This is a genomic window from Pseudocitrobacter sp. 2023LY-00077, from assembly GCF_055796175.1.
Genome location: NZ_JBSPEI010000010.1, coordinates 106,401 through 120,382, shown reverse-complemented (window position 1 = coordinate 120,382; position 13,982 = coordinate 106,401). Strand labels below are relative to the sequence as shown.

11 protein-coding genes are annotated in these 13,982 nt (G+C 55.7%); all 11 read right to left on the bottom strand.

Annotated elements, in window-relative coordinates; translation table 11 throughout:
- Positions 1 to 41: 41 nt before the first annotated feature.
- Positions 42 to 2,747, bottom strand: coding sequence for a preprotein translocase subunit SecA (gene secA, locus ACWWFX_RS14390; protein WP_276221736.1), 2,706 nt, complete (start codon positions 2,745 to 2,747; stop codon positions 42 to 44).
- Between the two features lie 60 nt (positions 2,748 to 2,807).
- Positions 2,808 to 3,320: a secA translation cis-regulator SecM gene (gene secM / locus ACWWFX_RS14385; protein WP_015965914.1), complete on the bottom strand. Its 513-nt coding sequence runs from the start codon at positions 3,318 to 3,320 to the stop codon at positions 2,808 to 2,810.
- Between the two features lie 214 nt (positions 3,321 to 3,534).
- Positions 3,535 to 4,452 (bottom strand): UDP-3-O-acyl-N-acetylglucosamine deacetylase, encoded by a 918-nt coding sequence (gene lpxC / locus ACWWFX_RS14380; RefSeq protein WP_015965915.1) that lies wholly within the window; start codon positions 4,450 to 4,452, stop codon positions 3,535 to 3,537.
- Between the two features lie 100 nt (positions 4,453 to 4,552).
- Positions 4,553 to 5,704: a cell division protein FtsZ gene (gene ftsZ / locus ACWWFX_RS14375; RefSeq protein WP_473224103.1), complete on the bottom strand. Its 1,152-nt coding sequence runs from the start codon at positions 5,702 to 5,704 to the stop codon at positions 4,553 to 4,555.
- Positions 5,705 to 5,818: 114 nt separating this feature from the next.
- Positions 5,819 to 7,081 carry a cell division protein FtsA gene (ftsA, locus tag ACWWFX_RS14370; RefSeq protein ID WP_015965917.1) on the bottom strand — a complete coding sequence of 421 codons (1,263 nt, stop codon included), beginning with the start codon at positions 7,079 to 7,081 and terminating at the stop codon, positions 5,819 to 5,821.
- On the bottom strand, positions 7,078 to 7,911 hold the full coding sequence (gene ftsQ / locus ACWWFX_RS14365; protein ID WP_149463109.1) for a cell division protein FtsQ: 834 nt from the start codon (positions 7,909 to 7,911) through the stop codon (positions 7,078 to 7,080). Before ftsQ ends, ftsA begins: the two co-directional genes overlap by 4 nt.
- A 1-nt stretch (position 7,912) precedes the next feature.
- Positions 7,913 to 8,833 (bottom strand): D-alanine--D-alanine ligase, encoded by a 921-nt coding sequence (locus ACWWFX_RS14360; protein WP_473224102.1) that lies wholly within the window; start codon positions 8,831 to 8,833, stop codon positions 7,913 to 7,915.
- Positions 8,826 to 10,301 carry a UDP-N-acetylmuramate--L-alanine ligase gene (gene murC, locus ACWWFX_RS14355; protein WP_473224101.1) on the bottom strand — a complete coding sequence of 492 codons (1,476 nt, stop codon included), beginning with the start codon at positions 10,299 to 10,301 and terminating at the stop codon, positions 8,826 to 8,828. The genes ACWWFX_RS14360 and murC overlap by 8 nt, the downstream gene beginning before the upstream one ends.
- 55 nt (positions 10,302 to 10,356) lie before the next feature.
- The gene (murG, locus tag ACWWFX_RS14350) at positions 10,357 to 11,424 is read right to left on the bottom strand and encodes an undecaprenyldiphospho-muramoylpentapeptide beta-N-acetylglucosaminyltransferase (RefSeq protein WP_276221744.1); all 1,068 of its coding nucleotides are present in this window, start codon (positions 11,422 to 11,424) and stop codon (positions 10,357 to 10,359) included.
- On the bottom strand, positions 11,421 to 12,665 hold the full coding sequence (ftsW, locus tag ACWWFX_RS14345) for a cell division protein FtsW (protein WP_473224100.1): 1,245 nt from the start codon (positions 12,663 to 12,665) through the stop codon (positions 11,421 to 11,423). Before ftsW ends, murG begins: the two co-directional genes overlap by 4 nt.
- A complete protein-coding gene (gene murD / locus ACWWFX_RS14340) occupies positions 12,665 to 13,981 on the bottom strand; it encodes a UDP-N-acetylmuramoyl-L-alanine--D-glutamate ligase (RefSeq protein ID WP_276221748.1) in 1,317 nt (438 codons plus the stop codon). The genes ftsW and murD overlap by 1 nt, the downstream gene beginning before the upstream one ends.
- Between the last annotated feature and the right edge of the window lies 1 nt (position 13,982).

Genomic DNA, 13,982 nt, shown 5'->3' with positions numbered 1-13,982 from the left:
AAAGGCGCAGATCTCTGCGCCTTTTGCTCTTTTAGCAGACCTTAGCTCAGACGGCCATGGCACTGTTTGTATTTTTTACCGGAACCACACGGGCACGGGTCGTTACGGCCAATTTTACGCTCGCCCGTTTGCGCTGCCAGTTCCTGCGCGGCGGCGGTATTTTCGTCCTGGTGGCTAAGCTGCTGCATCTGTGCCAGGCGCTCGGCCTCTTCACGACGCTGCTGTTCCATCTCTTCCACTTCTTCCGGCATGCGAACCTGTACTTTGCTCAGGGTGCTGATCACTTCATATTTCAGTGATTCCAGCATCGCCGCGAACATGGAGAAGGATTCGCGTTTGTACTCCTGCTTCGGATCCTTCTGCGCATAGCCACGCAGGTGGATACCCTGACGCAGGTAGTCCATCGCCGCCAGGTGCTCTTTCCACAGGGAGTCGAGGGTTTGCAGCATCACGCCTTTTTCGAAGTGACGCATCATCTCAGCGCCAACGACTTCTTCTTTACGCTGGTAGACTTCAACTGCGCTCTGCAGAATACGCTCACGCAGAGTTTCTTCATGCAGTTCCGGCTCTTTGTCCAGCCATTCAGAGATCGGCAGTTCGAGGTCGAAGTCGTTTTTCAGGCGTTCCTGCAAGCCTGGGATATCCCACATCTCTTCCAGCGACTGCGGCGGAATGTGCGCATCGATGGTCGCTTTAAAGACATCTTCACGGATGCTGTTGATGGTTTCGCTAACATCGCTCACATCCAGCAGTTCATTACGCTGGGTGTAGATGGCGCGACGCTGGTCGTTGGCGACGTCATCGTATTCCAGCAGCTGTTTACGAATATCGAAGTTGCGGCTTTCAACTTTACGCTGCGCGTTGGCAATCGCTTTGGTCACCCACGGGTGTTCAATGGCTTCGCCTTCTTTCATGCCCAGTTTACGCATCATGCCGGAAACACGGTCAGAGGCAAAAATACGCATCAGCGCATCTTCCATCGACAGGTAGAAGCGGGAAGAACCGGCATCACCCTGACGGCCTGAACGGCCACGCAGCTGGTTATCGATACGGCGAGATTCGTGACGTTCGGTACCAATAATGTGTAAACCACCGGATGCCAGCACGGCATCGTGGCGAACCTGCCAGTCGGCTTTGATCTGTGCGATCTGTTCCGGCGTTGGATTTTCCAGCTCGGCAACTTCCGCCTGCCAGCTACCACCGAGCACGATATCGGTACCACGACCCGCCATGTTGGTAGCGATGGTAACCGCTGCCGGATAACCTGCCTGCGCAACAATCGCCGCTTCGTTGGCATGGAATTTGGCGTTCAGAACGTTATGCTTGATGCCCGCTTTCACCAGCTCGTTAGAAACCACTTCGGATTTCTCGATGGAGATAGTACCAACCAGCACCGGCTGACCATTGGCAGTACGTTCTTTAATGTCCGCAATGATCGCCTGAATTTTTTCCGCTTCGGTCATGTAGACCAGGTCCGGCATATCTTTACGGATCATCGGACGGTTGGTCGGCACCACCACTGTATCCAGCTTGTAGATAGAGCTGAATTCGAAGGCTTCCGTATCTGCGGTACCGGTCATACCGGCGAGTTTTTCGTACAGACGGAAGTAGTTCTGGAAGGTGATGGATGCCAGCGTCTGGTTCTCGTTCTGGATTTCCACGCCTTCTTTCGCTTCCACGGCCTGGTGCAGACCATCGGACCAGCGGCGCCCCTGCATCGTACGGCCCGTATGTTCATCGACGATGATGACTTCGCCATCTTTCACGATGTAGTCAACGTCACGGGTGAACAGCACGTGCGCGCGCAGCGCAGCGGTAACGTGGTGCATCATCATGATGTTGCCCGGGGAGTACAGCGATTCGCCCTCTTCCATGATGCCTTCTTTAACCAGCAACTCTTCAATCAGTACCAGACCACGTTCAGTCAGGTTAACCTGACGCGCTTTCTCATCAACAGAGAAGTGGCCTTCGCCCTGGAAAGTCTCGGAGTCTTCTTTATCCTGACGAACCAGATGCGGAATAATTTTGTTCATTTTCTTATACATTTCCGAGCTGTCTTCAGCCGGGCCGGAAATGATAAGCGGGGTACGCGCTTCATCGATAAGGATGGAGTCGACCTCATCCACCAGCGCATAGTGCAGTTTACGCTGTACGCGCTCTTCAGGGCTAAACGCCATGTTGTCGCGCAGATAGTCAAAACCGTATTCGTTGTTGGTGCCGTAGGTGATGTCAGCCGCGTACGCTTCGCGTTTTGCCGGAGCTGGCAGGCCAGACATGTTGATGCCAACGCTCATACCGAGGAATTCGAACAGCGGACGGTTGTTTTCGGCGTCACGTTGCGCCAGGTAGTCGTTGACGGTCACGACGTGAACGCCTTTACCGGTCAGCGCATTCAGATACGCCGGCAGGGTCGCGGTCAGGGTTTTACCTTCACCGGTACGCATTTCCGCGATGCAGCGATCGTTAAGGACCATACCACCCAGCAGCTGCACGTCGAAGTGACGCATGCCAAAGACGCGTTTACTGGCTTCTCGGACGACCGCGAATGCTTCCGGGAGCAGGCTTTCCAGGCTGGCGCCTTTTTCCAGGCGAGCGCGGAACTCTGCGGTTTTGCCTTTCAGCTCGTCATCGGAGAGTTTTTCCATCTCCGGTTCCATCGCGTTGATGACAGCTACCGCTTTGCGCATACGGCGCAGGGTACGGTCGTTACGACTACCAAATACTTTCGTTAATAAATTGATTAGCATAATAAAATCTCAAACGCCCCGCTTTGCGGAGTCAGGAAAATTAAAGAAAGACGACTATTTTCAGACGAGGCGCTGCGGCCCGGCGCGAATGCCCTGAACCTGGCTCACCCACGCAGGGATGCTAAATACGGAAGGTGCGACCGACGGGGCAACAGCTGCCTGGCGCACAATGGCCGGCGGCTTGCTTTCAACCGTGAGTAACGCATTAAGGGTGTCCAGCAAGGCAAGGTGCTGGGCGGCCTGCAATGGCGTGGTGGCCGTCGCTTCAGCGACGGGCAGCGCTTGTGGCGCCATGGCAAATGAGAGGTGGCGAATCACCGTGCGGATGGCATGCTGATGCCAGTAATCCACGTTAAACGATGGGCGACGATTCGCTTCCAGCAGGGCCAGCTGCGTGAAATTGACTTTCGCGGCAGGGTTATGATTGCTGGACGTCTCGCGGGCAGGCGAAGCAGGTTCGGCGTTATTTGCGAGCGCAGGCAGGCCGAAACTGGCAGCAACCATCCCCAACAGGAGATGCGGCCAGAAATAGCGTCTACCTAACTGTCGCCAACGCGTCAGTAACCCACTCACGTAATGTCTACCCCAGAGATTATTATTTTTCGCGCACAGATATTACCATTAATGCTGGATATCGACAGCATCAATGAAGAGAACGTCGCTGAAAAGTGCGCAAGAAAACAGCAATCGCACAAAAACAGGAATTTTCGAGGGGAAATAAAAAACGACCGGTTCCCTGACCGGAGAGAGTGCCAGGTTGCCAGTCGAATTTATGAAATGGTCAGGCTTATGCCAGAACCATTGTCGGTGCTTTGAACGCCAGTGGCAGTTCGGCGTCGTCTTCGAAGGTCACATATTCCCAGGCTTCCTGTTTTGCCAGGACCGCCTGCAGAAGTTTGTTATTCAGCGCATGACCGGATTTGAACGCGGTAAATGCACCAATAATGTTGTGACCACACATGAACAAGTCACCGATCGCATCCAGCATTTTGTGACGAACGAATTCATCTTCAAAACGCAGACCGTCTTCGTTCAGTACGCGATAATCGTCAACAACGATGGCACAATCGAAGCTGCCGCCCAGGCACAGGCCACGGGACTGCAGATATTCGATATCACGCATGAAACCGAAGGTACGTGCACGACTAATCTGGCGCATAAATGCGTCGGCAGAGAAGTTCATTGCATAGCGCTGGGTACTGGCATCAATCGCCGGATGGTTAAAGTCGATGGTAAAGTCCAACGAAAAACCATTGTACGGTTTGAATTCAGCCCACTTGTCGCCATCTTCGACACGCACGGTCTCTTTGATGCGAACAAATTTCTTCGCGCAGTTCAGTTCATCGATGCCGGCATCCAGCAACAGATAAACGAACGGTGCAGCACTGCCGTCCATAATCGGGATTTCTGGCGCATCGACTTCAACAACGATGTTGTCGATACCCAGCCCCGCCAATGCGGCGTTGAGGTGCTCTACGGTCGAAATCCGCACGTCATGCTCGTTCACCAGACAAGTACAGAGCATTGTATCACGCACAGATTTGGCATCGGCCGGAAAATCTACCGGTGGATTCAAGTCGGTGCGACGATAGATGACCCCGGTATTGGCCGGCGCAGGGCGTAAGGTCAGTGTGACTTTCTTGCCGGTGTGTAAACCGACGCCAGTCGCCTGAACGATACGTTTAAGTGTCCTTTGTTTGATCATCGTATAATCTCGCCAAATTAACTATCCAACCGAAGTGTACTATACATTCGGACGGCCAGTTTAGCACAAAGAGCGGGCATTCCCAACTTTGAGCTAATTCTTAATCAGCCTGCTTACGTAAAAACGCCGGGATATCCAGGTAGTCCGGTTCTTTGGTGGTCTGCGGCGTATTGTCGTTAACCACTTTAGCGGCTGGTTTCTGCTCCTGCGTCAGCGGCGTCATGCCGTGCTGCTGGTAGCGATCCATAACCGGCTGCTGAGTCTGCTTGTTGGTCACCAGGGTAATTTCCGGACGTTTGTCCATACCAATACCGGTTGCAACAACAGTCACGCACAGTTCGTCGTTCATATCCGGGTCAAGGGAAGTACCGATAACCACGGTCGCGTTATCCGATGCAAATGCACGGATGGTGTTACCCACAGTTTCGAACTCATCCAGACGCAGGTCAAAGCCCGCAGTGATGTTGACCAGCACGCCGCGAGCGCCAGACAGGTCGATATCTTCCAGAAGTGGAGAAGAGATCGCCATTTCAGCCGCTTCTTCAGCACGGTCTTCACCGCTTGCCAGGCCAGAGCCCATCATGGCATAGCCCATTTCTGACATCACGGTACGCACGTCAGCAAAGTCGACGTTCATCAGGCCCGGGCGAGTAATCAGCTCGGCGATACCCTGAACCGCGCCCTTCAGTACGTCGTTTGCCGCGCCGAAAGCGTCGAGCAGAGAGATACCGCGACCCAGCACTTTCAGCAGCTTGTCGTTCGGGATGGTGATCAGGGAGTCCACGTGTTTGGACAGTTCAGTGATACCCTGTTCCGCGAATGCCATACGCTTTTTGCCTTCAAAGTTGAAAGGCTTAGTCACGACAGCAACGGTCAGAATACCTAAATCTTTAGCCACTTCAGCCACAACCGGCGCTGCACCCGTACCGGTGCCACCACCCATGCCTGCGGCGATAAAGACCATGTCTGCGCCATCTAATGCAGCGCGCAGTGCTTCGCGGTCTTCATCAGCAGCGTTACGGCCCACTTCCGGGTTTGCACCCGCACCCAGACCTTTGGTAATACCGCTACCGATCTGGATAGTCTGGCCAACAGCCGTTTTACGTAACGCCTGAGCGTCGGTATTCACTGCGAAAAATTCAACACCCTCGATGCGCTCGCGCACCATGTGCTCAACGGCATTACCGCCGCCGCCACCGACGCCGATGACTTTAATCACCGCGTCGTTGGTCAGTTCCATAGGTTCAAACATAGTCTCTCTCCGTTTTATACACTTTTTCAATCAGACCGCTCTACCACAGCCTGAAAGACATCGTGTATGTGCCTGTCGCCTGAAAGCGCTAATTTTCTGCGCTCTCTTAAAAAATTAAAACTCTTTTCGCAGCCAGCTGTTCAATCGCTTAATCCATGAACCAACCGATGCGGTCACACGCTTGTCTACTTCTGCTTCACCGCTCAAGTGGGACTCTTTCCCATAGTGCAGCAGGCCCACAGCCGTTGAGTAATACGGCTCCTGGGCGTAATCCGTCAAACCGGTGATATTCAGCGGCGCGCCAATACGTACCTGCGTATGGAACACGCGCTGGGCGCAGGCCGCCAGGCCTTCAATTTGCGCCGCGCCACCGGTGAGTACAATCCCCGCCGCGAGGTGATGTTTGACCCCTTGCTGGCGAAGCTGTTCCTGTAACTGCAAAATTTCTTCGTTGACCAGATTGAGCAGCTCGGTGTAGCGCGGCTCAATGACTTCTGCCAACGTCTGGCGCTGCAGGCTGCGCGGCGGACGACCACCCACGCTCGGCACTTCAACGCTCTCGTCTTTGCCCACGATGGAGCCCAGTGCACAACCATGGCGCACTTTAATCGCTTCGGCATCACTCGGTGGCGTACCGAAGGCGTAAGCGATATCGCTGGTGACCACGTTCCCTGCATAAGGGATGACTTTGGTGTGGCGCAGCGCCCCGCCAGTATAAACGGCGATGTCCATTGTACCACCACCGATATCCACTACGCAGACACCCAGCTCACGTTCATCTTCCGTCAGGACCGAATAACTGGCTGCCAGCCCGGCAAATATCAGTTGGTCAACTTTCAGACCACAACGTTCCACGGCTTTGACGATGTTTTTCGCCATATCGTTGTGGCAGGTAATCAGATGGACCTTGGCCTGCATACGCACGCCAGACAAGCCGACCGGGTTTTTGATGCCTTCCTGGTAATCAATCGCGTATTCCTGCGGAATCACGTGCAAAACACGGTGCTCATCGCGGACGCGAACGGATTTCGCCGTATGCACCACGTTTTCGACATCTTCCTGCGTCACTTCTTCTTCTGAGATAGGCACCATGCCAATCTCATTTTGACAGCTTATGTGTTTGCCGGAAAGCGCCAGATATACAGAGGAGATCTGGCAATCCGCCATCAATTCAGCCTGGTCGATAGCGCGTTGTACGCATTTCACTACCGACTCGAGGTCATTTACCCCGCCTTTGTCCATACCCCGCGATGGGCAACTGCCCACGCCGATGATATTGACCATGCCGTCGGGCAGAACTTCCCCTACTAAAGCGGCGACCTTCGCGGTGCCAATCTCCAGTCCAACTACCAGTTTTCTGTCCGTCGCCTTGATCATTGTTGTTCTGCCTGTGCCTGATTCTGTTGTTGACTGGTTTCTTCGACAGGGGCAGGCTCCCAACCTACTGACGCCCCTGAGTCATAGCGCAAATCAACGTAGCTAATCCGATTACCTTCTGTTTGCGCCTGCTGCTGAAGAACCGGATACAGTTCTAAAAAGCGCTCAAGCCGCTTCATGGTGTCACCCCGTCCCAGGTTGAGCTTGATACCATCGCCCAACGTCAACTGCCAGGAACGGCGTGCCGTCATTGCCGCCACTTTTAATGTGAACTTCCCTTTCGCCAGCACGGCCCCCATGTCGCGGTATCCCTGCAAGACTTCGCTTTCGCTGCCTTCAGGGCCATACAACATGGGCAAACTCTGCTTGTTGGCGCGATCGGCGGGTACGCTGAAGGAGTTGCCTTCGGCATCCACCATATGCTGATCATTCCAACGTGCAATCGGCACATATTCAACCAGATGAATCTTCAATTCGTCTGGCCACTGCTTTCTTACGCTCGCCTGTTTAATCCACGGCAGGCGTTCAATTTGCCCCTGAACGATATTCACGTCCTGAGTCATAAAGGTTCCTGGCGATCCCAGCGCCAGAATAGACTGGCGGATGTCGTCGTTGCGCGTGTAGTGCCGCTCGCCGGTGACCACCAGTTTCGAGATAGGCAAACGCTGCGCATCTTCCATCCAGCCCAGCACGACCCAGCCGCTAATCAACACGGTCAACAACACCGCCAGCAGGAAGACAATTCCTGCAAGACGCGTTCCATTATTGCGCCGCGAAGAATTGTACTCTTCTTCTTCACGGTTCCGCGTATTCAGCGCAGCCTGCGACATATCACCCCGCCAGGTCCAGAATTCGTACTACCAGTTGCGAGAAGCTCATTCCCGCCTGACGCGCCGCCATCGGCACCAGACTGTGGCTGGTCATCCCCGGAGAGGTATTCGCCTCCAGCAGATAAAGCTGACCATCACGGTCTTGCATCACGTCAATTCGACCCCAGCCACGACAGCCAAGAACAGTCCATGCTTTTAACACCAGAGACTGCATTGCTGCTTCCTGGGCGTTATCTTCGCAACCAGGACAGAAATACTTCGTCTCATCAGAGAGATACTTCGCATCATAATCATAGAAGGTTCCGGCAGGTTGGATGCGAATTGACGGTAAAATTTCTTCGCCAAGCACCGCAACGGTGAATTCGGGGCCACTGAGCCATTTCTCCACCAGAACTTCTTCATCATGTTGAAACGCCAGCGTTAACGCCTGGGCCAATTCACCACTCTCGTTAACTTTTGACATCCCAACGCTTGAGCCTTCACGGCTCGGCTTGACGATGAGCGGCAAACCAAGTTCGGTAAGCTGCTGTTTTACTTCGTCATTCAGCCCTAATTCAAACTCTTTACGCGTGATCGCCACCCAGGGTGCGACCGGTAAACCCGCGCCCTGCCACAGCAATTTGCTGCGCAGTTTGTCCATCGAAATGGCCGATGCCATCACGCCGCTACCGGTGTAAGGCAGTTTTAGCAGTTCCAGTAATCCCTGTAACGTGCCATCTTCCCCGCCTCGACCGTGAAGTGCAATAAACGCTTTCTGAAAACCCATATTTTTCAGCTGGGTAACATCGACCTCTTTCGGATCGACCGGATGCGCATCGACACCCGCCTCACGCAGGCCAGCCAGCACGGCGGCCCCGGAGTTCAGCGAAACCTCACGCTCTGCGGAGGTGCCTCCCAGAAGGACAGCGATTTTATCAGCCATGACGCTCTTCCTCCTGAGTTTGCGGCTTCAGTTTGATTTCAGCTAAGTTACGCGCGATTTTGCCGATATTTCCAGCACCCTGAATCAGCACTAAGTCGTTACCCGTCAGTACCGGCGCCAGCATTTCAGCAACCTGAGCCGGGTCGGAGACCAGAATCGGGTCAACTTTACCGCGACCGCGGATCGTACGGCACAGCGAGCGGCTATCTGCGCCCGGAATCGGTGCTTCGCCAGCCGGATACACATCCAGCATCAGCAACGCGTCAACCTGCGTCAGCACGTTGGCAAAATCATCGTACAGGTCGCGCGTACGGGTATAACGGTGCGGCTGGAACACCATCACCAGATTTTTATTCGGCCAGCCCGCGCGTGCGGCTTTAATGGTGGCGTCCACTTCCGTTGGGTGATGGCCATAGTCATCAACCAGCATCGCAGTACCCGCTTTGCCATTCACCTCGTCCAGCGGATATTCGCCAAGAAAATCGAAGCGGCGGCCTGTACCCTGGAAGCTTTCCAGCGCGCGCAGAATCGCATCGTCTTCAATGCCCTCTTCCGTGGCGACCGCGACGGCGGCGGCAGCGTTCAGCGCATTGTGACGCCCCGGTGCATTCAGGGTGACGTGCAGGTTTTCTTTATCCTGACGCACCAGCGTGAAGTGCCCCTGCGGACCCACCTGCTGATAGTCTTCGACACGCACATCCGCGTCATCGCTAAAACCGTAAGTGGTGGTTTGACGGCCTACGCGCGGCAGCAGCTCGCGGATCACCGGATCATCCACACACATCACTGCACGACCGTAAAACGGCAGGTTGTGCAGGAAGTTGATAAACGTCTGCTTCAAATTCTCGAAGTCGCCCTGGTAAGTATCCATGTGGTCGGCTTCGATGTTGGTGACAATAGCCACCATCGGTTGCAGATGCAGGAACGACGCATCGCTCTCATCCGCTTCCGCAATCAGGTAACGGCTGTGGCCCAGACGCGCATGCACGCCCGCGGCTTTTACCAGACCGCCGTTGACGAAAGTCGGGTCCAGCCCGGCTTCCGCGTAAATACTGGAGACCATCGCGGTGGTGGTCGTTTTACCGTGTGTCCCGGCGATGGCGATGCCGTGACGAAAACGCATCAGCTCAGCCAGCATTTCGGCGCGGCGGATCACCGGGATACGCGCTTCGTGCGCAGCAACAATTTCCGGGTTATCGGCGGCAATCGCCGTCGATACCACGACCACGCTCGCATCGCGGACGTTTTCCGGGCGATGGTTGAAATAGATCGTGGCGCCCAACTGCGACAGCTGCTGCGTAACCGGGTTCGGTGCCAAATCGGAACCGCTGATCTGATAACCTTCGTTGGCCAGAACTTCGGCGATACCGCCCATACCGGCACCGCCGATACCCACAAAGTGAATGTGCCGGACGCGACGCATCTCGGGCACAATGGAACGCAGTTTCGCCAGTTGTTGTGTATTCATTCTCTCAACGCCATCGACTTCTAAAATTCGTGCAGCGCAACGCGCGCCGCGAGGGTTAAGCCTGAGCTGCCAGGCTTACTGCTTTTGCTACTCGCTCTGTTGCATCCGGGATTGCCGTCGCGCGTGCGCGATCTGCCATTTCCAGCAGGGTTTTGCGATCCCAGAGCTCCAGCGTCGTGGCAACCGCTTCAGCGGTAAACTGCGGTTGCTCATAAATTTTCGCCGCGCCGGCTTGTTCCAGCGGCAGCGCATTCCAGTACTGCTGTCTGTCTTTATGCTGGAACGGCACAAAGATAGCCGGCAGACCGGCCGCAGCGATTTCGCTGACGGTCAGCGCGCCGGAACGGCACACCACCACATCAGCCCAGGCATACGCGGCAGCCATATCATCGATAAACTCGGTGACTTTATGCTGCGGCTCGCCCGCGTCTTCATACGCCTGCTCGACGGTTTGCTGCGCGCCTTTACCGCTCTGATGCCAGATGGTAATGGTTTCGCCCAGCTTCGACGCCACCTGCGGCATGGTCTGGTTCAGGATGCGCGCACCCTGCGAACCGCCCACGACCAACACGCGTACCGGGCCTTCACGCCCCGCCAGACGCTGTTCCGGCAGCGGCAGCGCCAGTACATCGACGCGAACCGGGTTACCCACCACTTCCGCATCAGGAAATGCGCCGGGAAACGCCTGCATCACGGTTTTCGCAATCTTCGCCAGCCATTTGTTGGTCAGGCCAGCAATGCCATTCTGTTCGTGCAGCACGACAGGAATTCCCAGCGACCACGCCGCCAGGCCGCCAGGGCCAGAGACATAGCCGCCCATGCCCAGCACCACGTCTGGCTTAAAGCGTTTCATGATCGCGCGCGCCTGACGCCAGGCATTAAAGATGCGCAGCGGCGCAAGCAGTAATGCTTTTACACCTTTGCCACGCAAGCCAGAAATACGAATAAAGTCGATTTCGATACCGTGTTTCGGCACGAGATCCGCTTCCATACGATCAGCGGTACCCAGCCAGCGTACTTGCCAGCCCTGGTCCATTAAATGGTGCGCAACCGCCAGCCCGGGGAACACATGCCCGCCGGTACCGCCTGCCATCACCATTAACCGCTTCGTTTCACCGCTCATCTGGAACCTCGGGTAAACGCCTGGGCTTTTTCCAGACGTGTTTCATAATCTATACGTAACAGGAACATAATCGCTGTCGACATAATCAGCAGACTGGAACCACCGTAACTGATAAGCGGCAGGGTCAGACCTTTGGTCGGCAGCATACCGGCTGCCGCGCCGACGTTAACCAGCGCCTGGAAACTGAACCACACGCCAATCGCGCAGGCCAGAAAACCGGCGAATCGCTGGTTGAGTTCCAGCGCTTTACGCCCAATGGACATCGCGCGGAAAGCGACGAAGAATACCATTAAAAGCGCCAGTACCACACCGATATAACCGAGTTCCTCGCCGATAATGGCGAAGATGAAGTCGGTATGCGCTTCCGGCAGATACTCCAGTTTTTGCACCGAATTACCCAGCCCTTGCCCCCACATTTCACCGCGACCAAAAGCCATCAGTGATTGGGTAAGCTGGTAACCGCTACCAAACGGATCTTCCCACGGGTTCCAGAACGAGGTCACACGACGAATACGATACGGCTCGGCGAGGATCAACAGCACCACTGCTGAAATCCCCATACCGATGATGGCGATGAACTGCCACAGCTTCGCACCAGCCAGGAACAGCATCGCCAGCGTAGTGACGAACAGCACGACGACCGTACCGAGGTCCGGCTGTGCCAGCAGTAAAATCGCCAGCACGAAAATGACGCCCATCGGCTTTAAGAAGCCGCGCAGGTTGTTACGCACTTCGTCGGCTTTACGCACCAGATAGTTGGCGATATAGCAGAACAGCGACAGCTTGGTGAACTCCGCTGGCTGAATACGCAGCGGGCCGAAGGCAATCCAGCGTGATGCCCCGTTAACCGAGCTCCCGACGACCAGTACAATCAACAGCATGGCGATAGACGCAATCAGCATCGAGGTGCTGTAGCGCTGCCAGAACTCCATCGGCAGACGCAGCGTGATCATCGCCAGCGCAAACGCCAGCACGATATAGAGACCATCACGTTTGGCTAACAGGAAAGGATCGTTCGCCAGACGCTGACCAACCGGCATGGATGCCGAGGTCACCATCACGAAACCGATCGCCGCCAGGCCGAAGGTCAGCCACAGCAGGGTGCGATCGTACATCACCAGGCTGTCGTTATCCTGTGCCCGGGAGCCCATCACCCAGCCTTTCAGCGCGGCAAATACCCACGCCAGGATGGCAAACCCTGGCAGGCGAGGCATTTTCAGGCGCGGGAGGGATAAACGCATCAACCTAACTCCTTCGCCAGTCGTGCAAACACGTCGCCGCGTTGCTCAAAGCTTTTAAACTGATCGAGACTGGCGCAGGCCGGTGACAGCAGCACCATGTCTCCGGCTTTCAGCTGCGGCGCAATGGCGCGCATAGCCTGTTCCATCGTCTCCGTTTCGGTGGCGATTTCCGGACGTATAGCGGCAAGCTCGCTGCCGTCGCGGCCAAAGCAGTAAAGACGAATATTATCGCCGGTCAGATAGCGCGCCAGCGGGCTGAAATCGGCGGATTTCCCGTCGCCGCCCAGCAGCAGCCAGAGCGTGCCATCAACGTGTAAGCCGTTGAGCGCCGCTTCCGTACTGCCGACGTTGGTCGCTTTTGAGTCGTTGATCCAGCGAACGCCATTGTGATTCAGCACCACCTGGAAGCGATGCGCCAGCCCGGCGAAGGTGGTCAGCGCCTTCAGGCTGCTGGCTCGCGGCAGGCCGACGGCATCCGCCAGCGCCAGCGCCGCCAGCGCATTACTGTAGTTGTGCTGTCCGGTAAGGGTCATCTCTTTAACGTTGAGGACCTTTTCACCTTTCACGCGCAGCCAGGTTTCCCCCTGCTGGCGATTAAGGTGGTAATCACCGACATCGACGCCAAAGCTGACGCAGCGCTCATCGGCGCCGCGAATCGGCATGGTCAACGCATCATCAGCGTTCACCACACAGGTTTTGGCATTTTCATAGACGCGCAGTTTGGCGGCACGATACTGCTGCAGGCCAAACGGGTAGCGGTCCATATGATCTTCGGTGACGTTCAGAATGGTTGCCGCCGCAGCCTGCAAGCTGGACGTGGTTTCCAGCTGGAAGCTGGAGAGTTCCAGAACATAGAGTTCGCGCGTCGGGTCGAGCAGCATCAGCGCGGGCAGGCCAATATTGCCGCCAACGCCAACATTCACGCCCGCCGCTTTGGCCATTTCACCGACCAGCGTGGTAACGGTACTTTTGCCGTTGGAACCGGTGATGGCCACGATCGGCGCTTGCGCTTCACGGCAGAAGAGTTCGATATCACCGACGATTTCGATACCTGCATCAGCCGCCGCGCTCAGAGACGGGTGCGCCAGCGCGATGCCGGGGCTGGCGACAATCAAATCCGCAGCCAGCAACCAGTCATCATTCAGACTACCAACGTAACGCTCAACCTCTTCCGGCAGTTTATCCAGCCCAGGGGGAGTGGCTCGCGTATCCATCACGCGCGGCGTTACGCCACGCGCCATGAAGAAATCGACGCAGGAGAGCCCGGTCAAACCAAGACCGATAATGACAACATTTTTACCCTGGTAATCTGCCATG

Excerpts from the sequence above, each read along its gene's own strand:
- secA (WP_276221736.1), bottom strand. The coding sequence starts at position 2,747 with ATGCTAATCAATTTATTAACGAAAGTATTTGGTAGTCGTAACGACCGT.
- lpxC (WP_015965915.1), bottom strand. The coding sequence starts at position 4,452 with ATGATCAAACAAAGGACACTTAAACGTATCGTTCAGGCGACTGGCGTC.
- ftsZ (WP_473224103.1), bottom strand. The coding sequence starts at position 5,704 with ATGTTTGAACCTATGGAACTGACCAACGACGCGGTGATTAAAGTCATC.
- ftsA (WP_015965917.1), bottom strand. The coding sequence starts at position 7,081 with ATGATCAAGGCGACGGACAGAAAACTGGTAGTTGGACTGGAGATTGGC.
- ftsQ (WP_149463109.1), bottom strand. The coding sequence starts at position 7,911 with ATGTCGCAGGCTGCGCTGAATACGCGGAACCGTGAAGAAGAAGAGTAC.
- ACWWFX_RS14360 (WP_473224102.1), bottom strand. The coding sequence starts at position 8,833 with ATGGCTGATAAAATCGCTGTCCTTCTGGGAGGCACCTCCGCAGAGCGT.
- murC (WP_473224101.1), bottom strand. The coding sequence starts at position 10,301 with ATGAATACACAACAACTGGCGAAACTGCGTTCCATTGTGCCCGAGATG.
- murG (WP_276221744.1), bottom strand. The coding sequence starts at position 11,424 with ATGAGCGGTGAAACGAAGCGGTTAATGGTGATGGCAGGCGGTACCGGC.
- ftsW (WP_473224100.1), bottom strand. The coding sequence starts at position 12,665 with ATGCGTTTATCCCTCCCGCGCCTGAAAATGCCTCGCCTGCCAGGGTTT.
- murD (WP_276221748.1), bottom strand. The coding sequence starts at position 13,981 with ATGGCAGATTACCAGGGTAAAAATGTTGTCATTATCGGTCTTGGTTTG.